Source organism: Arthrobacter sp. FX8, from assembly GCF_026723805.1.
Classification (GTDB): domain Bacteria; phylum Actinomycetota; class Actinomycetes; order Actinomycetales; family Micrococcaceae; genus Arthrobacter.
In genome coordinates, this window is record NZ_CP113505.1 from 582,074 (window position 1) to 603,946 (window position 21,873).

Annotated in this window: 15 protein-coding genes, 1 tRNA gene and 5 pseudogenes; all 21 read left to right on the forward strand. The window is 65.9% G+C overall.

The genetic code is table 11. The features are described 5' to 3' along the window. The first annotated feature begins 40 nt into the window (after positions 1 to 40). The 21 genes and pseudogenes from OUO20_RS02680 to OUO20_RS02780 all read left to right on the forward strand — a co-directional run bounded on the left by OUO20_RS02680 (position 41) and on the right by OUO20_RS02780 (position 21,845). The gene (locus OUO20_RS02680) at positions 41 to 1,612 is read left to right on the forward strand and encodes an ABC transporter ATP-binding protein (protein ID WP_268002803.1); all 1,572 of its coding nucleotides are present in this window, start codon (positions 41 to 43) and stop codon (positions 1,610 to 1,612) included. Further along, positions 1,605 to 2,997: pseudogene (locus tag OUO20_RS02685) on the forward strand (ABC transporter permease). Before OUO20_RS02680 ends, OUO20_RS02685 begins: the two are co-directional and overlap by 8 nt. Then, a pseudogene (locus tag OUO20_RS02690) lies at positions 2,994 to 4,318 on the forward strand (ABC transporter permease). Before OUO20_RS02685 ends, OUO20_RS02690 begins: the two co-directional pseudogenes overlap by 4 nt. A 5-nt stretch (positions 4,319 to 4,323) precedes the next feature. After that, positions 4,324 to 4,731 carry a cytidine deaminase gene (locus tag OUO20_RS02695; RefSeq protein ID WP_018770205.1) on the forward strand — a complete coding sequence of 136 codons (408 nt, stop codon included), beginning with the start codon at positions 4,324 to 4,326 and terminating at the stop codon, positions 4,729 to 4,731. Beyond that, positions 4,728 to 6,043 (forward strand): annotated as a pseudogene (locus tag OUO20_RS02700) (thymidine phosphorylase). The gene OUO20_RS02695 and the pseudogene OUO20_RS02700 overlap by 4 nt, the downstream one beginning before the upstream one ends. Before the next feature lie 6 nt (positions 6,044 to 6,049). Continuing rightward, positions 6,050 to 6,679 (forward strand): DedA family protein, encoded by a 630-nt coding sequence (locus OUO20_RS02705; RefSeq protein ID WP_018770203.1) that lies wholly within the window; start codon positions 6,050 to 6,052, stop codon positions 6,677 to 6,679. Between the two features lie 134 nt (positions 6,680 to 6,813). Then, positions 6,814 to 7,539: a DedA family protein gene (locus OUO20_RS02710; protein WP_018770202.1), complete on the forward strand. Its 726-nt coding sequence runs from the start codon at positions 6,814 to 6,816 to the stop codon at positions 7,537 to 7,539. Positions 7,540 to 7,592: 53 nt separating this feature from the next. Then, entirely contained in the window at positions 7,593 to 8,729 is a 1,137-nt protein-coding gene (locus tag OUO20_RS02715; protein WP_018770201.1) for an adenosine deaminase, read from the forward strand. Between the two features lie 61 nt (positions 8,730 to 8,790). Continuing rightward, entirely contained in the window at positions 8,791 to 9,363 is a 573-nt protein-coding gene (locus tag OUO20_RS02720; protein WP_268002804.1) for a MazG nucleotide pyrophosphohydrolase domain-containing protein, read from the forward strand. 117 nt (positions 9,364 to 9,480) lie between these two features. After that, the gene (gene eno / locus OUO20_RS02725; RefSeq protein ID WP_018770199.1) at positions 9,481 to 10,761 is read left to right on the forward strand and encodes a phosphopyruvate hydratase; all 1,281 of its coding nucleotides are present in this window, start codon (positions 9,481 to 9,483) and stop codon (positions 10,759 to 10,761) included. Positions 10,762 to 10,898: 137 nt separating this feature from the next. After that, a complete protein-coding gene (locus OUO20_RS02730) occupies positions 10,899 to 11,579 on the forward strand; it encodes an FtsB family cell division protein (RefSeq protein ID WP_268002805.1) in 681 nt (226 codons plus the stop codon). Positions 11,580 to 11,606: 27 nt separating this feature from the next. Next, positions 11,607 to 12,277: pseudogene (locus tag OUO20_RS02735) on the forward strand (DUF501 domain-containing protein). Next, positions 12,274 to 13,220 (forward strand): annotated as a pseudogene (locus tag OUO20_RS02740) (Ppx/GppA phosphatase family protein). The pseudogenes OUO20_RS02735 and OUO20_RS02740 overlap by 4 nt, the downstream one beginning before the upstream one ends. 3 nt (positions 13,221 to 13,223) lie before the next feature. Further along, on the forward strand, positions 13,224 to 14,633 hold the full coding sequence (locus OUO20_RS02745; protein WP_018770195.1) for a S8 family serine peptidase: 1,410 nt from the start codon (positions 13,224 to 13,226) through the stop codon (positions 14,631 to 14,633). A gap of 34 nt (positions 14,634 to 14,667) precedes the next feature. Further along, positions 14,668 to 16,134 carry an NAD(P)/FAD-dependent oxidoreductase gene (locus OUO20_RS02750; RefSeq protein ID WP_134164553.1) on the forward strand — a complete coding sequence of 489 codons (1,467 nt, stop codon included), beginning with the start codon at positions 14,668 to 14,670 and terminating at the stop codon, positions 16,132 to 16,134. 110 nt (positions 16,135 to 16,244) lie between these two features. Next, a tRNA-Leu gene (locus OUO20_RS02755) sits at positions 16,245 to 16,318 on the forward strand. 242 nt (positions 16,319 to 16,560) lie between these two features. After that, complete coding sequence (locus tag OUO20_RS02760) at positions 16,561 to 17,793, forward strand: branched-chain amino acid ABC transporter substrate-binding protein (RefSeq protein ID WP_056393470.1); 1,233 nt, start codon at positions 16,561 to 16,563, stop codon at positions 17,791 to 17,793. A 156-nt stretch (positions 17,794 to 17,949) separates the two neighbouring features. Beyond that, complete coding sequence (locus OUO20_RS02765) at positions 17,950 to 18,957, forward strand: branched-chain amino acid ABC transporter permease (protein ID WP_018770192.1); 1,008 nt, start codon at positions 17,950 to 17,952, stop codon at positions 18,955 to 18,957. Further along, positions 18,954 to 20,201 (forward strand): branched-chain amino acid ABC transporter permease, encoded by a 1,248-nt coding sequence (locus OUO20_RS02770; protein ID WP_018770191.1) that lies wholly within the window; start codon positions 18,954 to 18,956, stop codon positions 20,199 to 20,201. The genes OUO20_RS02765 and OUO20_RS02770 overlap by 4 nt, the downstream gene beginning before the upstream one ends. After that, the gene (locus tag OUO20_RS02775) at positions 20,198 to 21,145 is read left to right on the forward strand and encodes an ATP-binding cassette domain-containing protein (protein WP_018770190.1); all 948 of its coding nucleotides are present in this window, start codon (positions 20,198 to 20,200) and stop codon (positions 21,143 to 21,145) included. Before OUO20_RS02770 ends, OUO20_RS02775 begins: the two co-directional genes overlap by 4 nt. Continuing rightward, positions 21,132 to 21,845: an ABC transporter ATP-binding protein gene (locus OUO20_RS02780; RefSeq protein ID WP_018770189.1), complete on the forward strand. Its 714-nt coding sequence runs from the start codon at positions 21,132 to 21,134 to the stop codon at positions 21,843 to 21,845. The genes OUO20_RS02775 and OUO20_RS02780 overlap by 14 nt, the downstream gene beginning before the upstream one ends. The last annotated feature ends 28 nt before the right edge of the window (positions 21,846 to 21,873 follow it).

Below are 21,873 nucleotides of genomic sequence, written 5' to 3' on the forward strand. Positions count from 1 at the left end.
GTCCGGTCGATCACCGGACGCTTCGAGATTGGTCAGAGTTTTGAAACTTGAACTCAGAGGGATCACCAAACGTTTTGGCACGCTCCTGGCCAACGACCACATAGACGTGGTGGTTGAGCCGGGACAGATCCACTGCCTCCTTGGTGAAAACGGGGCGGGGAAATCCACCCTGATGAATGTGCTCTACGGGCTGTATGAGCCTTCCGAAGGCGAAATCCTCATCGATGACAAGCCCGTCACGTTCCGGGGCCCGGGCGATGCAATGGCGGCAGGGATCGGCATGGTGCACCAGCACTTCATGCTGGTGCCGGTCTTCACCGTGGCCGAGAACGTAGCGCTGGGCGCCGAACCCACCAAGGCGGCAGGGTTCCTCAACCTGGACCAGACCCGGCAGCGCATCAACGAAATCTCGGACCAATACGGCTTCGATGTGGACCCGGACGCCCTGGTGGAGGACCTGCCGGTGGGCGTGCAGCAACGGGTGGAGATCATCAAGGCACTGGTCCGCAACGCCAAGGTGCTGATCCTGGATGAGCCCACCGCCGTGCTGACTCCGCAGGAGACCGACGAGCTCCTGGATATCATGCGCCAGCTGAAGTCGCGCGGAACCTCCATCGTCTTCATTTCGCACAAGCTGCGCGAGGTCAAGGAAGTCTCGGACACCATCACCGTGATCCGGCGGGGCAAGGTAGTGGGCACGGCCGATCCCGCCGCCTCCACCACCGAACTTGCCTCGATGATGGTGGGCCGTGCCGTAAGCCTGACCCTGGACAAGGCTCCGGCCCAGCCCAAGGACACCACCTTCGAAGTCCGCGACCTCACCGTCATCGCGCCCAACGGCCAGCACGTCGTGGACCATCTCAGCTTCCACATCAAGCGCGGCGAGATCCTGGCCGTTGCCGGCGTCCAGGGCAACGGGCAAACCGAACTCACCGAAGCGATCCTGGGCCTGCAGGAGCGGGTCACCGGTTCCATTGTCCTGGACGGCAAGGAGCTCGTGGGCCGGTCCGTCAAGGAAGTCCTGCAGGCCGGCGTCGGGTTCGTTCCCGAAGACCGCAAGGTGGACGGGCTGGTGGGCACCTTCTCCGTGGCGGAGAACCTGATCCTTGATCTTTATGACAAGCCGCCCTTCGCCAAGGGGATCAGCATGAGCCCTGCGAAAATCATGGAGAATGCCAAGGCGCGCATCGGCGAATTCGATGTCCGCACACCCTCCGCCGCAGCCGCCGCCGGGACCCTGTCCGGCGGCAACCAGCAAAAACTTGTGATGGCCCGCGAACTTTCCCGTCCACTGCGCCTGTTCATCGCCTCCCAGCCCACCCGCGGCGTGGACGTGGGTTCCATCGAGTTCCTGCACCGGCGGATTGTCGCGGAGCGTGACCAAGGGACCCCGGTGATGATCATTTCCACCGAACTGGACGAAGTCATGGAACTGGCGGACCGCATTGCGGTGCTCTACAAAGGCAAGCTGGTGGGCACTGTCCCCGCCGGAACCAGCCGGGACGTCCTTGGCCTCATGATGGCTGGCATCCCGCCGGAAGAACACGCACACACCCCGCAGGCCGGCACCCCGGCCGCCACCTCCAACGCCGAGGGAGCCGACCATGCCTGACCAGCCTTCCCCCAAACACGCAGACGAAAGCCGGCACGTCGACAACGAACAGCCCGGGGCCGGGTCTGCCGCCGGCCAGGATGCTGCGGAGGAAACGGCCGCAGTAGTGGCCGTCGACACCGCCGGCGGGGCGATGCAGCCCTCGGCTGTTCCAGCCACGGCCCAAAGCGGACTGCTTCCCGGCGGCTCCGACACCGTCCTGCGCAGGATCTTCACCGGAAGCGGCATGGTGTCCGCGCTGGCAGTGCTGCTGGCGCTGATCATTGGCGGCCTGCTCATCGCGAGCACCGACAAGCAGGTGGCCACCACCGCCGGCTACTTCTTCGCCCGGCCCACCGACATGCTGACGGCCGTATGGAATGCTGCCACGCGCTCCTACATAGCGCTGTTCCAAGGCTCGGTGTTCAACCCCGCGGCAATGGGCTGGCCGCACAGTTCGCACCCTTCATGGAGACCCTCACCATCGCCACGCCGCTCATCACGGCCGGCCTGGGCGTGGCGCTGGCGTTCCGGGCCGGGCTCTTCAACATCGGCGCCCAGGGGCAGATCATCGTGGCCGGCATCCTGGCGGCCTGGGTGGGCTTCGCCCTGCACCTGCCGTTCGGCCTGCACCTGCTGCTGGTGCTGGTGGCCGGCATCATTGGCGGCGCCCTCTGGGGCGGCCTCGCCGGCCTGCTGAAGGCCCGCACCGGAGCCCACGAAGTCATCCTGACCATTATGTTCAACTACATCGCGCTGTACTTCCTGCGCTACCTGCTGAATACCCCGGCGTTCCAGCGGCCGGGGAGTCGAACCCCATTTCGCCCATCCTGGATCCCAGCGCTGTCTACCCCCAGATCCTGGGCAGCCAGTACCGGCTGCACCTGGGCTTCATTCTGGCCATCGCGGCCACAGTCCTGGTGTGGTGGCTCCTCAACCGGTCCACGGTGGGCTTCGAGTTCCGTGCCGTGGGCGCCAACCCCAAGGCAGCCCAGACCGCCGGCATCAACGTCTCCCGCTCCACCATCCTGGTCATGGCCATCGCCGGCGGGCTCGCAGGCATGTCAGGCGTGGCCCAGGTCGCGGGCACGGAGAAGGTGCTCACGGACGGAGTCGCCGCCACGTACGGCTTTGACGCCATCACGGTCGCCTTGCTGGGACGTTCGACGCCGTGGGGCACCTTCGCTGCCGGCCTGCTGTTCGGCGCCTTCCGCGCCGGGGCGGTCCAGATGCAGATCCAGACCGGCACCCCCATCGACATCGTCCTGGTGGTCCAGTCCCTGATTGTCCTTTTCATTGCCGCGCCGCCGCTGGTGCGGGCCGTCTTTGGACTGAACCCGCGGCGCAGGAAGCCCGCGCGCGCAGCCAAGTCCGGGCAGGCAGCCACTACCGGAGGTGCCGCATGAGCACAACAGTTTCATCGTCCAGGCCGGGCAAACCCCAGCCCGGAGGGCCCAAGGCGGACGCCCCTTCCGCAGCGCCGGCCGGCAAACCCGTCAGCTGGAAGACTCCCGTCCTGCTCGCTGTCTTCGCCCTGGTCTCCCTGGTGTTCTTCGGATTCCTGGCGCCCAGCCAGACGGCCAGCTTTGGCATCTCCACCGGCGGCGACTTCTTCCAGCTGCCTGCATTGGAGATCAATGCGTTTGCCGGCGGCATCGTACTGTCGGTAGTGCTCATGGCGCTGGCAGGATACGCCATCTACCTGAAGACCAAGAACCAGCCGGCTCCGGGCTGGTTGGCGGTCACCTTCATCGTGATCTTCGTGGCGGCCTTCCTTATTTGGGTGGTGGGCGGGGCCCGCACCCCCGCCATCTCGCTGGCGGGGCTCATCGCCGGGTCCGTCACGCTTGCGGTTCCGCTCGTGTTCGGTTCATTGTCCGGTGTCCTGTGCGAGCGGGTGGGCGTGGTCAACATCGCCATTGAAGGACAGCTCCTGGGCGGCGCATTCACCGCAGCCATCGTTGCCAGCATGACAAAGAACGCCTTCATCGGGCTGCTGGCCGCGGCCATTGCCGGGGCGGTCGTGTCCATGGTCCTGGCGCTGTTCAGCATCAAGTACCTGGTGAACCAGATCATCGTTGGCGTCGTCCTGAACGTCCTGGTCTCCGGGGTGACGGGCTTCCTCTTCAGCACCGTGATGCAGGCCAACAAAGCCCAGTTCAACTCACCGCCGGGGCTGGACGTCATCGACATCCCCATCCTCTCCAGCATCCCCATCATCGGCCCCATCCTGTTCCGGCAGTCGCTGGTGGGCTACCTCATGTATGTGGCCGTCGCGGTGGTTTGGGTAGGCCTGTTCAAGACCAGGTGGGGCCTGCGCGTCCGGGCAGTGGGGGAGCACCCCAAGCCGCAGACACCCTTGGCATCAACGTCAACGCCACGCGGTTCTGGAACGTGACCCTGGGCGGTGCCGTCGCCGGAATTGGCGGCTCCTTCTTCACCCTGGTAGCGATCGACAGCTTCACCAAGGAGATTTCCGGCGGCCGCGGCTTCATCGCGCTGGCCGCCCTCATCTTTGGCCGCTGGAACCCGGTGGGCGCCTTCTTCGCGGCACTCCTGTTCGGTTTCGCCGACAACCTGCAGAGCATCGTGACCATCATCGGCACCCCGGTGCCCAGCCAGTTCATGGCCATGCTGCCCTACCTGGTGACCGTCCTCGCCGTCGCCGGCCTGGTAGGCAAATCCAGGGGCCCGGCCGCCAGCGGCATCCCCTACGTCAAGGGATGACAGCCATGGCCGGCACGCAGCCGGTGGACTGGGCCGCCCTGGAGGCGGCCGCAGTCGCCGCCATGAAGAACGCCTACGCCCCGTACTCGAAGTTCCCGGTGGGAGCCGCGGCCCTGACCGGGGATGGCCGGATTGTCAGCGGCTGCAACGTGGAGAACGCCAGCTACGGGCTGACGCTCTGCGCGGAATGCGCCCTGGTGGGAAACCTGCACATGACCGGCGGCGGCCTGCTCCGAGCGTTCTACTGCGTTGACGGGGCGGGGAACATCCTCATGCCCTGCGGCCGGTGCCGGCAGCTGTTGTACGAATTCCGCGCCCCGGATATGCAGCTCATGACTGCCCAGGGCATCAAAACCATGGACCAGGTGCTGCCCGACGCCTTTGGTCCCGAACACCTGGAGGAGACCCGGTGACCGAGAGCAGGACTGAGGCGTTCGACGCCGTTGACATCATCCGCACCAAGCGGGACAAGGGAACGCTGAGCCCCGAACAGATCGACTGGACCATCGATGCCTACACCCGCGGAGCGATCGCGGATGAACAGATGGCAGCCCTCAACATGGCCATTCTGCTCAACGGCATGGACCGTGCCGAAATTGCCCGGTGGACCGCCGCAATGATTGCCTCCGGCGAACGGATGGATTTCTCCAGCCTCCGGCGCCCCGATGGCGGCCTGAAGTACACCACGGACAAGCATTCAACGGGCGGTGTGGGGGACAAGATCACCCTGCCGCTGGCCCCGCTCGTCGCAGTGTTCGGCGTGGCCGTTCCGCAGCTGTCAGGCCGTGGTCTGGGGCACACCGGCGGAACCCTGGACAAGCTGGAATCCATTCCCGGGTGGCGGGCCAACCTCTCCAATGACGAGATCCTGGCCCAGCTCCAGGACGTGGGGGCTGTGATCTGCGCCGCCGGAGCGGGCCTGGCGCCGGCGGACAAGAAGCTCTACGCCCTGCGCGACGTGACCGGCACCGTGGAGGCCATCCCGCTGATCGCGTCGTCCATCATGAGCAAGAAGATCGCCGAGGGCACCGGCTCGCTGGTCCTGGACGTTAAGGTGGGCAGCGGCGCGTTCATGAAAGACGAGGCCAAAGCCCGCGAACTCGCCGGGACCATGGTGGCGCTGGGCAAGGATGCGGGGGTCAACACGGTGGCGCTGCTGACCAACATGAACACCCCGCTGGGGCTCACCGCCGGCAACGCCATCGAGGTGGAGGAATCAGTGGAGGTGCTGGCGGGCGGCGGTCCCGATGACGTTGTGGAACTGACCGTCCGGCTCGCCGAGGAAATGCTCGCCTGCGCAGGAGTGCATGACGCCGACCCCGCTGCTGCCCTCAAGGACGGCCGGGCCATGGACGTCTGGAACCGGATGATCGCCGCCCAGGGAGGCGACCCCGGGCCGCGCTGCCGGTGGCCAGGGAATCCGACGTCGTTTACGCTCCGGCGGACGGTGTGCTGGTGGAACTGGATGCACTCGCCGTAGGGGTGGCCGCCTGGCGGTTGGGCGCCGGACGTGCCCGCAAGGAGGATGCGGTCCAGGCGGGGGCGGGAGTGCGCATGCACGCAAAGCCCGGCGCCACAGTGCGCGCCGGGGAACCCCTGATGACCCTGCTCACGGACACCCCTGAGCGGTTCGCGCGGGCCAGGGAAGCCCTTGAACATGCCGTGGTCATCGCTCCGGAAGGTTCGCGGCCTGCCCAGCAGCTCATCATCGACCGCATAGCATAGGCACCAATGCAGGCCATCAATGACTTCATCCTCGCCGCAGCCGGGCAGCCCTGGGTGCTGGTACTGGTGCTGGCCTGCTGCATCATTGACGGCTTCTTCCCGCCTGTCCCCAGCGAATCCGTGGTGGTGGGCCTTGCAGCCGTCGCCGCCACCGCCGATGTGCCCAACCCGCTGCTCCTGGCCCTGGTGGCGGCCGCCGGTGCCTTCTCCGGTGACAACATCGCCTACCTCCTGGGCCGGCGAGTGGGCACCGGGCGCTGGGCCTGGATGCGCGGCCCGCGGATGCAAAGCGCGTTCCGCTGGGCGGGCCGCGAACTGCGGAAGCGTCCCGCCTCGCTGATCCTGGTGGCCCGCTTTGTCCCTATCGGGCGGGTGGCGGTCAACCTGACCGCCGGCGTCACCCACTACCCGCATCTTCGGTTCGTGGGCCTGACCATCCTGTCGGCCAGCCTCTGGGCCGGCTACTCGGTGGCGATCGGGCTTTTCTTCGGCCAGTGGTTCGAGGACAACCACCTCCTGGGCGCGGCAATCGCCATCGTGTGCGCCGTGGCCCTGGGCATTGTGGTGGACCTGGTAATCAACAAATTCCGGGGCAAACCCAACGTCGTGGAGCGGATCCGGGAACCCGGTGCCTGACCGGCGCGTTTAACCTGTAATTCCGGGCTTCGGGGCGTAGCGCATTGCGGCTCCCGCATGGGACACTTAGGAACGATTTCCGCTTTGGCTGCGGCACTTTGGCTGTGTCATTTTTTATACAGGAGCAACACCGCGTGGAGTTTATTAATGAGGCCGTGCTCCATGCAGCGGGCCAATGGTGGATTTACCCCGTCCTGTTGGTGTTCTTCTTCGTGGACGGCTTCGCCATGGTGGTCCCCAGTGAGACGCTGATCGTTGCGCTGGCGGCTTTTTCCCGTCACAGCGGCGAGCCCAATCTTTGGATCCTGGGCTTGACGGCCCTGGTCGGCGCCATCTGCGGCGACAACATGGCCTATATGCTCGGCCGGAAGATTGGCCTGGACCGGTGGGGGTGGATGCGCCGGCCCAAAGTCCGGAAGGTCTTCGCCTGGGCGCGGTATGAGCTTGAAAAGCGGGGTGCCGTACTGATCTTCACCGCCCGCTACATCCCCTGGGGCCGGGTGGCGGTCAACTACGTCGCCGGCAGCACCGGCTTCTCGCACCGCAGGTTCTTCGTCTTCGACGCCTTCGCCTGCGTCACCTGGGTGGGCTACTCCCTTGGCATCGGCGTGCTGGCCAGCTCGTTCCCCTGGCTGCACCACAACCCACTGCTGAGCGCGGGTATCGCCGTCGTGTTCGCGATTGTCCTGGGCATCGTCATTGACCACCTGCTGCGCTGGTGGCACAAACGGCTGGGCCGGAACGACGCACCTGACGCGGACGGGTGGAGCGATGAAACCTCCGGCTCCGGCCACGAGGGACGACCCGGCACCCAGGCCCTTGTAATGCCGTCGGCAGAGGCCGGTCCCGCGGCCAAGTAGCGCCGGGCTTTGAACGGCTGGCTTTGAACTCTGGCCCACCCTAAGGTGGGAACGTGACTGAGCCTATTGTTGACGCTGCCCCTGCCATCGATTTTGACCTGAAGAGCCTGCCCAAGGTTTCCCTTCACGACCACCTGGACGGAGGACTCCGTCCGGCCACCATCATCGAACTGGCGGAGGCCGTAGGCCACACGCTCCCCTCGACCGACCCGGTGGCCCTGGGGCAGTGGTTCCGGGAGTCAGCGGATTCCGGATCCCTGGTCCGCTACCTGGAGACGTTCGACCACACCGTTGCCGTGATGCAGACCTACGACGGTCTGTTCCGCGTCGCGAAGGAGTTCGTTGAGGACCTCGCCGACGACGGCGTGGTGTACGGCGAAGTGCGTTGGGCCCCCGAGCAGCACCTCCAGAAGGGCCTGAGCCTTGATGAAGCCGTGGAAGCGGTTCAGGATGGCCTGGAGGCCGGCGTCGAAGCCGTGTCCGAAAGTGGCCGCGAAATCCAGGTGGGCCAGCTGATCACCGCCATGCGGCACGCCGACCGTGGCCAGGAGATCGCCGAACTGGCCGTCCGCCACCGCAACAAGGGCGCAGTGGGTTTTGACATCGCCGGGGCCGAGGACGGTTTCCTGCCCAGCCGCTTCAGGGACGCCTTCACCTACCTGGCCCAGCACAATTTCCCTGCCACGGTTCACGCCGGCGAGGCGGCCGGGCTGGAGAGCATCCAGTCCGCGCTGGTGGACGGCCGCGCCCTCCGCCTGGGCCACGGCGTCCGGATCGCCGAGGACATCATGGTGGAATTCGACGACGACGGGGAAGCCGGGGACACCGTTGGCCTGGTCACCCTCGGGGACCTCTCCAGCTGGATCCGCGACCGCGGCATCGCCCTGGAAATCTGCCCGTCCTCAAACCTCCAGACCGGCGCGATTGCAGAATTCGGTGAGGGCATCGAGAGCCACCCGCTGGACATGCTCTACCAGCTGGGCTTCAACGTCACCATCAACACGGACAACCGCCTGATGAGCGGCGTCACCCTGACCGACGAGTTCAACCTGCTGGTGGAAACCTTCGACTATGACCTCGACGACCTGCTGGAGCTGACCCTCAATGCCGCCGAAGCGTCCTTCCTGCCCCTGGAGGAAAAGGAAGCGCTGGTGGAATACATCAACGACGCCTACGCCAACCTTGGCTGACCAGGCGCCCGTCGGGAGGCTCGTCACTGTCATAGGGCAGCTGCGTGAGCACTGTCCCTGGATGGGCGCCCTGACACACGCCTCGCTGGTGGAGTACCTCCTGGAGGAGGCGTACGAGGTGGCCGAAACCATCGAGGAGGGTCACCCCGACGCCGAACTCCAGGGCGAGCTGGGCGACGTCCTGCTCCAGGTGGTGCTGCACGCCCGGCTGGCCGAGGAACGCGGTGCGTTCAAGTTCGACGACGTGGCGCGCGGCCTGGCTGCCAAAATGATCCGCCGGAACCCGCACGTGTTCCAACCTGACGGTTCCCTGCAGGAGAGCTTCCCGGCCACCGTTGAGGAGATCGAGCAGAAGTGGGACGAGGTCAAGCGGGCCGAACGCCCGGAGCGGCCCAGCGCCTTTGAGGGCATCCCGGAGGCCCTCCCGGCGCTGGCCAAGGCCCAAAAGTCGCTGGACCGTGCCGCCCGCGCGGGCCTCGGGCTTCCCGACGGCGCTGCCGTCCCTCAAAGCGAGGAGGAACTCGGAAACCTGCTGCTCGCCGTCGTGCGTTCCGCCCGTGACAACGGCATGGACGCTGAGCGTGCCCTCCGTGCCGCGGTCCGCCGTTACCAAGGCGGCTACGCGCCATCATGACGTCACGGCCCCGGCCGGTTTGAGTAACCCGGACCACTCTCGACTACGCTAGTCCCTGACGAGTACGTCGAGTTTTTTGCCTGATTCCCCCGTTAATCGCCCATAAGGAGCAAATTCATGGCGCTTATCGATGCCATCCACGCCCGCGAGATCCTCGATTCCCGTGGCAACCCCACCGTAGAAGTTGAAGTCCTGCTTTCCGACGGCCAGATCGGCCGCGCGGCCGTTCCCTCCGGCGCTTCCACCGGCGAGCACGAGGCCGTCGAACTGCGCGACGGCGACAAGGGCCGCTACCTCGGCAAGGGCGTGCAGAAGGCCGTCGACGCCGTGATCGACCAGATTGCCCCCGCCCTGACCGGCTTCGACGCCACCGACCAGCGCAGCATCGACCAGGCCATGCTGGACCTGGACGGCACCCCCAACAAGGGCAAGCTGGGCGCCAACGCCATCCTGGGCGTCTCCCTGGCGGTCGCCAACGCAGCCGCGGCCTCTGCCGACCTGCCGCTCTACAAGTACCTGGGCGGCCCCAACGCGCATGTCCTGCCCGTGCCGCTGATGAACATCCTCAACGGTGGATCCCACGCCGATTCCGACGTCGACATCCAGGAATTCATGATCGCCCCGATCGGCGCCGAGACCTTCTCCGAGGGCCTGCGCTGGGGCGTCGAGGTGTACCACAACCTCAAGTCCGTGCTCAAGGAAAAGGGCCTGTCCACCGGCCTCGGCGACGAAGGCGGCTTCGCCCCGAACCTGCCGTCCAACCGTGCAGCACTGGACCTGATCCAGGAAGCCATCAAGAACGCCGGCTACACCCCGGGCAAGGACATCGCCCTGGCCCTGGACGTTGCCTCCTCCGAATTCTTCAAGGACGGCGCCTACCAGTTCGAAGGCAAAGCGCTCTCCGCCACCGAGATGAGCGCTTACTACGCCGAACTCGTGGCCGACTACCCGCTGGTCTCCATCGAAGACCCGCTGGACGAGAACGACTGGGAAGGCTGGAAGACCCTCACCGACACCATCGGCGACAAGGTCCAGCTGGTGGGCGACGACCTGTTCGTCACCAACCCCTCCATCCTGCAGCGCGGCATCGACACCAAGACCGCCAACTCCCTGCTGGTCAAGGTCAACCAGATCGGTTCCCTGACCGAGACCCTGGACGCCGTCAGCCTGGCCCAGCGCGCCGGCTACACCACCATCACCTCGCACCGCTCCGGCGAAACCGAGGACACCACCATCGCCGACATCTCGGTGGCCACCAACGCCGGCCAGATCAAGACCGGCGCCCCGGCCCGCTCCGAGCGCGTCGCCAAGTACAACCAGCTGCTGCGCATCGAAGAGGAACTCGACGACGCCGCACGCTACGCCGGACGCAGCGCGTTCCCGCGTTTCAAGGGCTAGTAACCGCCTAAACCCATCCGCGGTGGCTATGGTTGAAAGACCATAGCCACCGCTGTTGTTTCCAGCAGCATTTGTTTCAGCAGTGTTTGTCCAGCACAGATAGTGGCTGCCCAGGCAGGCTGCGTTTCAGGAGTGTCATGGCTACCCGCCGCCCCAAAGTTCCCAAGGTCGCCCCCGCCCGTCCAGCCAAGGAAACGGCCGACGACGGATCCGCCGGCGGTGCCGAGGTCATCCGGGCGGATTTCCGGCCGGGCAAGGGCGCCGCTACGACGGGCAAAGCACCGGCGGGCGATAACCCGGGGCGTGGAACTGCGGGCAAGGCCGCGGCGAAGGCATCGCAGGCAGCCAAGTCCGGGCCTTCCGCCGCACGCAAGGGCAGCAGTTCCGTTGACGGCAAGAGCGTCCGGGACGGCGATGAGGATCAGCACCCTGTCCCCGCCAAGGCGTTCTCCGGCCGCATGCTGGCGCTGGCCGTGGTGATGATTGCCATCACCATCATGCTGGCGCCCACGGTGAAGATCTTCTTCGACAAAAAGGCCGAAATCGACGCGCTGAATGCCGATATCGCCGCACGCCAGGCGGAAGGCGATGCCCTCCGGCAGCAGGTTTCGCGGTGGCAGGACCCCAACTACGTCAAACAGCAGGCCCGCGACCGCATTAACATGGTTATGCCGGGCGAAACCGGCTACTGGGTTTTTGGCAGCGATGAGCCGGCCGGAGAAAGCAGTAGCCCCGCCGGCGCAGCAGCACAAGACCCCGCCGATCTGCCGTGGGTGGATTCCCTGTGGGAGTCCATCAGGCGCGCGGCCACAGACTGAACCGCACAGGAAGGACGGCCCGCGAACATGGAACACAACACGGCAGCCGCCCGGGACGAATCCCGCCAACCGACAGCACACGACCTTGAAGTACTGAGCAGGCAGCTGGGACGCCCCGTCCGCGACGTCGTGGAGATTCCGGCGCGCTGCGTCTGTGGAAACCCCTGGTGGCTGCCACCGCCCCGCGTCTCAGCAACGGCACCCCCTTTCCCACCACCTTCTACCTGACGCACCCGGTGATCACGTCCGCGGTTTCCAGGCTTGAAGCGGCCGGCGTCATGAACAGCATGAATGAACAACTGGCAGGCGATGCCGGGCTCGCGGCTGCCTACCGCTCAGCACACGAGGAGTACCTCGCTGCCCGTGCGGCCATCGGGGAGCGTTCGGGCATCGGCGCTGTGCCTGAAATCGACGGCGTCTCCGCCGGCGGGATGCCCACGCGCGTCAAATGCCTGCACGTCCTGGTGGGCCACTCCCTGGCGGCAGGCAGCGGCGTCAATCCCCTGGGCGACCAGGCGCTTGACATGATCAGCGAATGGTGGACGGCGGACAGGTGCTACTGCGACGGTGCCTGGGACACCACAGGCGAGGCACCGTCCAGGGACCTCAGCCGCCACGGACCGCAGGGCCTGCCGGACATCGTGGGGCGCCCTGCCCCCGTGCGGAAGTCCGCCGGCGCCGCAGAGGCCGCCGAATGACCCGCGTGGCCGCCATCGACTGCGGCACCAACTCCATCCGGCTGCTGATTGCGGACATCGACCGCAGCAGCGGCGCCGCGAACCTCACCGACGTCGTCCGGGAGATGCGCGTGGTCCGGCTGGGCCAGGGCGTGGATGCTACCGGCGAACTGGCCCCGGAGGCGCTGGACCGGACCTTTGCCGCGGCGGCTGACTACGCCCGGCTGATTAAGGAGCACGGCGCGGAGCGGATCCGCTTTGTGGCCACCTCCGCAAGCCGCGATGCGCGCAACCGGGACGTCTTCGTGGACGGCATCAGGGACCTGCTGGGAGTGGAACCTGAGGTGATCTCGGGGGACGAGGAAGCGGCACTGTCATTCGCCGGCGCCAGCAGCGTCCTGCCCATCCTCGACGGCCACCAGGTGCTGGTGGTGGACCTCGGCGGTGGAAGCACCGAATTCGTCCTCGGCACCGCAGCCGGGGTAACCGCGGCAAAGTCCGTGGACATCGGCTGTGTCCGGCTCACCGAACGGCACCTGCGCAACGATCCTCCCACCGCCGAACAGATCGCTGCCGCGGAAGCCGACGTGGACGCTGCCATGGTCCGCGCCGGGCGCGACGTACCGCTGGAACGCGCCACCGCCGTCGTCGGTGTTGCCGGGTCCGTCACCACCATTACCGCGCACGCGCTCCGCCTGCCCGGGTATTCCCCCGCCGCAATCCACGGCGCCGAACTCCCCATCGGGGAAGTCCGCGCCGCCGCCACCGACCTGCTGGGCATGACCCGGGCGCGCCGCGCGGCACTGCCGTACATGCACCCGGGACGCGTGGACGTCATCGGCGCCGGGGGACTGGTATGGCGCCGCATCCTGGAACGGATGGGGGAGCTGACCGGGGGCGCATCACCGCGGCCACCGCAAGCGAGCACGACATCCTCGACGGCATCGCGCTGAGCATCGGTTAGGCCATGCACTCCACCCCAGCTTCCATCCCGCTCCTGCCCCGTGCGGCGGCCGCCGCCGTAGCCGTCCTCCTGGCAGCGTCCTGCCTGTGCGCCGGCCTCTTCACTGCACCCGCCGCAAACGCCGACGAATGGCGCGACAAGGAATACTGGCTGGCAGACTCCGGTATTACCAAGGCCTGGGAGGTGTCAAAAGGTGCCGGCGTCAAGGTGGCCGTCATTGACAGCGGCATCGACGCCCAGCACCCGGACCTCAAAGGCGCGGTCGTCGGCGGTTACGACGCCTCGGGCTCCGGCCAGCCCGACGGCCAGAAAAGCGTCGGCTCCAAACCCGAACACGGCACCTTGGTGGCCACCATGCTGGCCGGCCGCGGACACCAGCCGGCCAGTGCAAGCCCCAGCCCGGGTCCCGGGCAGCCCGGCACTCCGCCGGACGGGATCATGGGCGTGGCGCCGGAGGCCCAGCTTTTGTCCGTTTCCACCTGGCTGGGCTCGGCCAACCCCTCGGGCAAAAGCGACCAGGACCAGATTCCCGAGGCCGTCCGCTGGGCCGTGGACAACGGCGCCAAGGTGATCAACATTTCGCTGGGCAGCACCACCCCGCAGTGGCCGCAAAGCTGGGACGCCGCGTTCCTGTACGCAGAACAAAAGGACGTGGTCATCGTTGCCGCCGCGGGCAACCGCGTGGGCGGCAACACCCAGGTGGGCGCCCCCGCCACCATCCCCGGCGTACTCACCGTGGCGGGCCTGGACCGGAAGAACGTGGCCAGCGTGGACGCCTCATCGCAGGGGATCAGCATCGGGGTGGCTGCCCCCGCAGAGAACCTCCTGGGCGGCCTCCCCGGCGGGAGCTACGCGGAGTGGGCCGGGACCTCCGGGTCCACGCCCATCGTTTCCGGCGTCGCCGCCCTGATCCGGTCCAAGTGGCCGGACATGAGCGCCGAACAGGTGATCAACAGGATCGTCTCCACGGCAAAGGATGCCGGCCCTCCGGGCAAGGACCCGCTGTACGGCTATGGCATCCTGAACGCCGAGGCCGCGCTCAAGGCCGACGTCCCCCAGGTGTCGGTGAACCCGTTGGGCACCGTAGCCGAATGGATCCGCGTGCACCGGCGCGGCAACGCCGCGCCTGCAACTCCCCAGCCCACCGCCACCTCAGCGCCCATCGCGGCACCCACGCTGCCGGACGCCACCGTCCCGGCCGCCAAGGCACCCTCTCAGCGCGACACTGCCATCGGTGCCGCCGTCGTGATCGGTTTTGCCGTCCTGTTCGTGGCGATCATCGCTGCTGCCGGCATCTCGCTCCGGAGGGCTGCCCGGAACCCGGCCCTTGCCCGGGAGGAGCCGGAGACAGGGGTAGTGGAACAGGTGCAATCGCGCAGTAATCCGCACGTTACGGACCGGGGGGCAAGTTAGTGAAGATTTTCACAAACTGCGCTATCCTTAAACTATGGCAACCACCCCACAGCTCCAGGACCGTCCCAGGGTACTCGTCGTCGGCGGCGGGTACGTCGGCCTGTACGTAGCACTGAAACTGCAGAAGAAGATCGCGAATGCCGGTGGCATCGTCACCGTCGTCGATCCGCTGCCCTACATGACCTACCAGCCGTTCCTCCCCGAGGTGGCCGGCGGCAACATCGAGGCCCGCCACGCGGTGGTGTCCCACCGCCAGCACCTCAAGCAGACGGAACTGATCCAGGGCCGCGTTACCTCGATCGACCACGAAAACCGCACAGCTGTGGTGGCTCCCGCCGACGGCGGCGAAAACTTTGAAATTCCGTACTTCGACGTCGTGCTCGCAGCCGGCGCCATCACCCGCACGTTCCCCATCAAGGGCCTCGCGGACAAGGGCATTGGCCTGAAGACCATCGAGGAAGCCGTTGCGCTGCGCAACAAGCTGCTGGAGCGCATCGAGGTTGCCTCCACCATGACGGACCCCGCCGCACGCGCCCGCGCCCTCACCTTCGTGGTGGTCGGCGGCGGCTTTGCCGGCATCGAGTGCATCACCGAGATGGAAGACCTCGCCCGCGCAGCCGTGCGCAACAACCCCCGCATCAAGCAGGAGGAAGTCCGCTTCGTCCTGGTCGAAGCCATGGGCCGCATCATGCCCGAGGTCACCGCCAAGCAGGCCGAGTGGGTTGTGGACCACCTGCGCAGCCGCGGCATCGAGGTCCTCCTGAACACCTCGCTGGACAGCGCCGAAGGCACCCTGAAGCTCATCAACCTTCCGGACAAAACCCCCGCCCAGGAATTCGAAGCCGACACCCTGGTGTGGACGGCCGGCGTGCAGGCCAACCCGATGGTCCGCTCCACCGACTTCCCGCTCGAGCCCCGCGGCCGCGTCCGCGTCCTGCCGGACCTGCGCATTGCCGGGGACGAAGGCATCGTGGAGAACGCGTGGGCCGCAGGCGACATCGCCGCCGTTCCGGACCTCACCGGCAAGGGCCTGCCTGACGGCACCTGCGTCCCCAACGCCCAGCACGCCCTGCGCCAGGCCAAGCGCCTTGCCAAGAACCTGTGGGCTTCGCGCTGGGACAAGCCGCTGGCTGACTACAAGCACAAGAACCTTGGTGCGGTGGCCGGCTTCGGCGAATGGAAGGGCGTTGCCAACATCAACCTCCTGGGCCGGATCGGCCTCAAGGGCCCGCTGGCGTGGCTGGCCCACCGCGGCTACCACGGCATGGCCATGCCCACGTTCGAGCGTAAGTTCCGCGTGATCTTCAACTGGATCATCGGCTTCTTCGCCGGCCGGGACACCACCCAGCTCATGGACCTGGACAACCCCCGCGGCGCCTTCGTCGCGGCAGCTACCCCCGCCCCGAAGCCGGCAGCCGCACCAGCGGCAGTTCCGGCCGGCGGCTCTGGTTCAACCGCCACCACCGCTGCCAAGGAAACGGTGGCGGCCAACGCCAAGTAGTGCGTCTGCTCCCGCTTTACAGCGTCCGACGGCGGCCGTCCCCTTTGCGGGGCCGGCCGCCGTCGGCGTTTCCAGCCAACGTGCCATTCACAGGTACCATTGACCCCGGCGCCCCAGTAGCCCAATTGGCAGAGGCAGCGGACTTAAAATCCGCGTGTTGTGGGTTCGAGTCCCACCTGGGGTACAGACTGTCCCGGCACGGCGCTGCCGTCCCGGCGTTCCGAAAGCCGCCTGCCCAGCAGGCGGCTTTCGGCGTTTAATGCCCCACAGGAAACTACTGTTATAAGGCTGTGACCTCAGTCACTTAGGTTCGCTGGCGTCTATGCACTAGCTTGAAGCTAAATCAGGAATACCTGGTCCCGCTCCGGGCGCCACAGCGCCCGTTCCGCACCCGCATCGCACGGTCCTGTTTCGGAAGGCAGATTAATGTACCGAAAGAAAGTCCTCACTTCGTTGGCAGCGGCAGCCACGTTCAGCATGCTGCTGTCGGCCTGCGCCAACCAAGCAGGCCCCAGCAACACCGAGAGCTCCGGCTCGTCCAACAAAGTGAACATCCCCGCCATTTCGAAAGTGGACGTTCCCTCCGGCGCGGTCAAGCCCGCCGGCGACGGCAAGGCGACCTGCCCGTCCACCACCACGCTGGCCTACGCCGGCGCCCAGACCGGCCCCAACGCGCAGCTCGGCGTCAACATTTTCAACGGCATCCAGCTGGCCATCGACCAGCACAACAAGGCCAACCCGGGCTGCCAGGTGCAGTTCAAGAAGTTCGATACCGAAGGCGACCCCAACAAGGCCACCGGCCCCGTCACCCAGCTGGTGAGCGAGCCGGACATCCTGGGTGTGGTCGGCCTCCCGTTCTCGGGTGAGTCCAAAGCCACGGGCAACATCTTCGAGCAGAAGGGCCTGGTGCACATCACGCCGTCGGCCACCAACCCGGGCCTGACCAACAACGGCTGGACCACCTTCTTCCGGGGCCTCGGCAATGACGCCGTCCAGGGTCCGGCGGCCGCCAAGTTCCTCACCGGGAAGCTTGGCGCCAAGAAGGTTTACCTGGTCCAGGATGATTCCGACTACGGCATCGGCCTGGGAACCTCCACCTCTGCCGGCCTGGGCAGCGCACTGGCCGGGACGGAAAAGGTGACCACCGGGCAGAAGGACTTCTCGGCAGTCATTTCCAAGATCATGAACGCCAAGGCGGACGCCGTCTTCTACGCCGGCTACTACGCAGAGGGCGCCCCGTTCGACCAGCAGCTGGTCGGCAAGGGGTTCACGGGGACGTTCGTGGCACCGGATGGCGTCAAGGATGACCAGTTCATCAAGCAGGCAGGCGACGCTTCCAACAACGCCTACTTCACCTGCCCCTGCATCCCCGGTGAGCTGATTCCTGATTTTGCATCGGCTTACAAGGACATCGCCAAGGGTGCAGAACCCGGTACGTACTCCATCGAGGGCTACGACGCCGCAACCGTGCTCCTGTCCGGGATCGACGCCGGCAAGCAGAACCGCGCCGACCTGCTTGCCTGGGTCAAGGCCTACGACAAGGACGGCCTGAGCAAGCACTACAAGTGGGATGCGAAGGGCGAGCTCCAGGCCCCGACCGTGTACGGCTACAAGGTGGAAAACGGGAAGATCGTTCCCATCGGCCCCATCGGGGAGTAGCAGCCCGGCGCAAGACAATGGCTGTGGGGGCCAGCATCAGCAGGCCCCCACAGCCTTTTCTTCGCTTGGCAGCAGCCCAGGACCAAACTACGTCAATAGACACAAGTCCCACGGCCGGGCCCACAAGGCCGCGTGCAACTGGATCAGGATGTTCCCATGCTTCCCTCTCTTGTCCCACTACTCCCGACTGAAAACGACTGGATCACCTTCGACATACCGTCCCTGGCCCAGAACTTCTGGAGTGCCACCTTTGACGGCCTCACCTTCGGGGCCATCTACGCGCTCGTAGCGCTGGGCTACACCCTGGTCTACGGCGTGCTGAACCTGATCAACTTCGCCCACTCGGAAGTGTTCATCGTCGGCTGCTACGCAGTCTTCTTCACCCTCAGCAGCCTGGGCTTCGGCCCCTCGGTTCCCCGGCTCGACATCTGGGCGATCATCCTGAACCTGTTGCTGGCGCTGGTTTTGGCCATGGTTGCCTCGGCCGTCACAGCCTTCCTGCTGGAACGCATCGCATACAAACCCCTTCGGCGACGCAACGCCCCCCGCCTGGTCTTCCTGATCACGGCCATTGGTGCTTCCTTCACCATCCAGTACCTGATCTACCTGTGGCGTGGTCCCAGCCCCGAGCTTGCCCTGACCATGTTCCGGCCCACCCCCATCTTCGACGTCTTCGGCACCATCATCGATTCCCAGCAGCTGGTGATCATCATCGCCGCGGTGATCATGATGGTGGGCATCGACAGGTTCATCAGCAAGTCCCGCACCGGCCGCGGCATCCGGGCCGTTGCCCAGGATCCTGATACCGCAACATTGATGGGCGTCAACAAAGAGCGCATCATTATTACCACCTTCGTCATCGGAGGCCTGCTCGCAGGAGCCGCCGCCTTGTTCTATGTCATGAAAATCCCGTCCGGTGTCCAGTACAGCGGCGGATTCGTCCTGGGCATCAAGGCCTTCGCGGCCGCTGTGCTCGGCGGCATCGGCAACGTCCGCGGCGCCCTGCTGGGCGGCCTGCTGCTCGGCCTGATCGGCAACTACGGCCAGATCCTGCTGGGCAACTCGCAGTGGACTGACGTCGTGGCCTTCGTGGTGCTGGTGCTCGTGCTGCTGCTGCGGCCCGAAGGCATCCTGGGAACCTCCCTTGGAAGGAGCAAAGCATGAGCATGACGGACGGCCCCACACCGCTGCAGACAGCGGCGGCCCAACAGGCAGCAGAGGACCGCGAAGCTTCCTCGAAGGCCGCAGGAAAGAGCGACCTCCGCCAGCGGGGCAGACGCAAGTCCGGGTACTTCTCCGACCGGTGGCACGCACTGTCCCGGCAACAGCAGTGGGCGTTCCTGATTATCGTCGTCGTCCTGGCCTACCTGCTCCCGCTGATGAACCCGCCCATCATCACCACCGAGCCCGGCAACAACTTCGCCCTGGCCTGCTTCGACATGGCCCGGTTCGCACTGATCGCCGTCGGCCTCAACGTGGTGGTGGGATACGCCGGCCTCCTGGACCTGGGATACGTCGCCTTCTTTGCCGTGGGCTCCTACTGCGCAGCAATGCTGACCAGTCCGGACTCGCCCTTCCTGCATATCCCATACCTGTGGACCATTCCGATCGCCATGGCCGTCACCATGTTCTTCGGCGTAGTGCTGGGCGTCCCCACCCTGCGCCTTCGAGGCGACTACCTGGCCATCGTGACGCTCGGATTCGGCGAAATCGTCCGCATCCTGGCCACGATCATCCCGGCAATGAAGGGCCAGGTGGGCTTCCAGAACGTTGGCCACCCGCCGGGTACCGAGGCTGACGGAACGCCCATCTTCTCCAACTCGAACGGCGTGCCTTGGTACTGGCTGACGTTGACCATCATCATCATCGTCACCCTCCTGGTAGGCAACCTGGAACGCAGCCGGGTTGGCCGCGCCTGGATCGCCATCCGTGAAGACGAGGACGCCGCCGAAATCATGGGCGTTCCCACCTTCAAATACAAGGTGTGGGCCTTCGCCATCGGCGCAGCGATCGGCGGACTATCCGGCGCCCTCTTCGCCGGGCAGGTGGGGTTCGTCAACAACCAGAAATTCGACGTCACCACGTCCATCCTGTTCCTCGCCGCCGTCGTGCTTGGCGGAGCGGGCAACAAGGTTGGTGCCATCCTTGGCGGCGCCCTGGTCAGCTACATCCCGCTGAGGTTCACGGCCATTGCCGAATACAAGTACCTGATCTTCGGCATTGCCCTGGTGCTGATCATGATCTTCCGTTCCCAGGGACTGCTCCCGGCACGGCAGCGGTTGCTCGCCTACGGACGGACTGCTCTGAACAAGGTGGTCACCCGCGAGGTCACCCAGCCCAAGGACACGGACAATCCACCAGCCGGTCCCGACACCCGGGCGGCCGGACAGAGAGGAGCGGAGGCATGAGCTCCGAGGAAAGGCACGGCGGCTCCAGCAGCGTGGAGGAACAGCCGGCAAGTGATGGCTCCGCGGCTGTTGCGCCCGAGATCGACATCGAAGCCCTGGCAGAGGCCGGCGTGGACCCGGAACTTGCCGAGAAGGTGGCCCCGGACCGCGACATCGCGGTCAAAGTGGGCGACAACATCGTGGAAGTCCAGAACCTGACCATCAAGTTCGGCGGCCTCGTGGCGCTGGACAACATCAGCTTCAACATCAAGCGGGGCGAGATCCTTGGCCTCATCGGGCCCAACGGCGCCGGCAAGACCACCTGCTTCAACGCGATGACCGGCGTTTACAAGCCCACCAGCGGGAAGGTGGTGCTGGAAGGCCAGGTCCTGAACGGCATCAAGCAGCACAAGATCACCCGCCTGGGCCTGTCCCGCACCTTCCAGAACATCCGCCTGTTCGGTGAGATGACCGCCCTCGAAAACGTGGTGGTGGGCCTGGACGCCCGGCACCGGACCAGCGTCGGCGGGGCGCTGCTGCGCCTGCCCACCCACATCAGGGAGGAGAAGTCCGCCATCGAACGGGGCATGGCCCTGCTGGACTTCGTTGGCATCGGCAGCCACGCGCATGTCCTGTCCCGGCAACTGCCGTACGGCTACCAGCGCCGCCTGGAGATTGCCCGGGCCCTGGCAACCGATCCCAAGGTCCTGTGCCTCGACGAGCCTGCGGCCGGATTCAATCCTGCCGAAAAGGAAGAACTGATGGCGCTCATCCGCACCATCAGGGATGAGGGCTACACCGTGCTGCTGATCGAGCACGACATGAAGCTCGTGATGGGCGTCACGGACCGGATCGTCGTGCTGGAATTCGGGAAGAAGATTGCGGATGGACTGCCGCGCGAGATCCGCGAGGACCCGCGCGTTATTGCCGCCTACCTAGGAGAGCCCGAAGATGACGTTGCTTGAACTTAAGGACGTTTCCGTGCACTACGGCCGCATCCAGGCCCTGCGGAACATCTCCTTCACCGTGGATGAAGGTGAAGTCGTGGCGTTGATCGGCGCCAACGGTGCCGGCAAAACCACCACGATGCGGACAATTTCCGGGTTGCTGAACTGCTCGGAAGGCCGGATCATGTTCGCCGGCCAGGACATCACCAAGATGAAGGCCCATATCCGGGTGGTCCACGGAATCTCCCAGGCCCCCGAAGGCCGCGGTATCTTCCCGGGCATGACCGTCATGGAAAACCTCGATATGGGCACTTTCGGACGCAAGGACAGAAGCGGGGTGGGGAAGGACCTGGACCGCGTGTTCGACCTGTTTCCCCGCCTGAAGGAGCGGGAAAAGCAGTACGGGGGCACCATGTCCGGCGGCGAGCAGCAGATGCTGGCCATTGGGCGGGCCCTGATGTCCAACCCGAAGCTGCTGCTCCTGGACGAGCCCTCCATGGGCCTGGCACCACAGTTCATCCGCCAGATTTTCAAGATCATCAAGGAAATCAACAACCAGGGCACCACCGTCCTGATGGTGGAACAGAACGCCAACCAGGCCCTGGCCGGGGCACACCGCGCCTTCGTGCTGGAGACCGGGGAGATCACCCACAGCGGAACAGGAAAGCAGTTGCTGGACGACCCGTCCATCAAGGAGGCCTACCTGGGGGTGGGGTAGTTCGCCGCACGGGGCCGGGTGCCTGGAA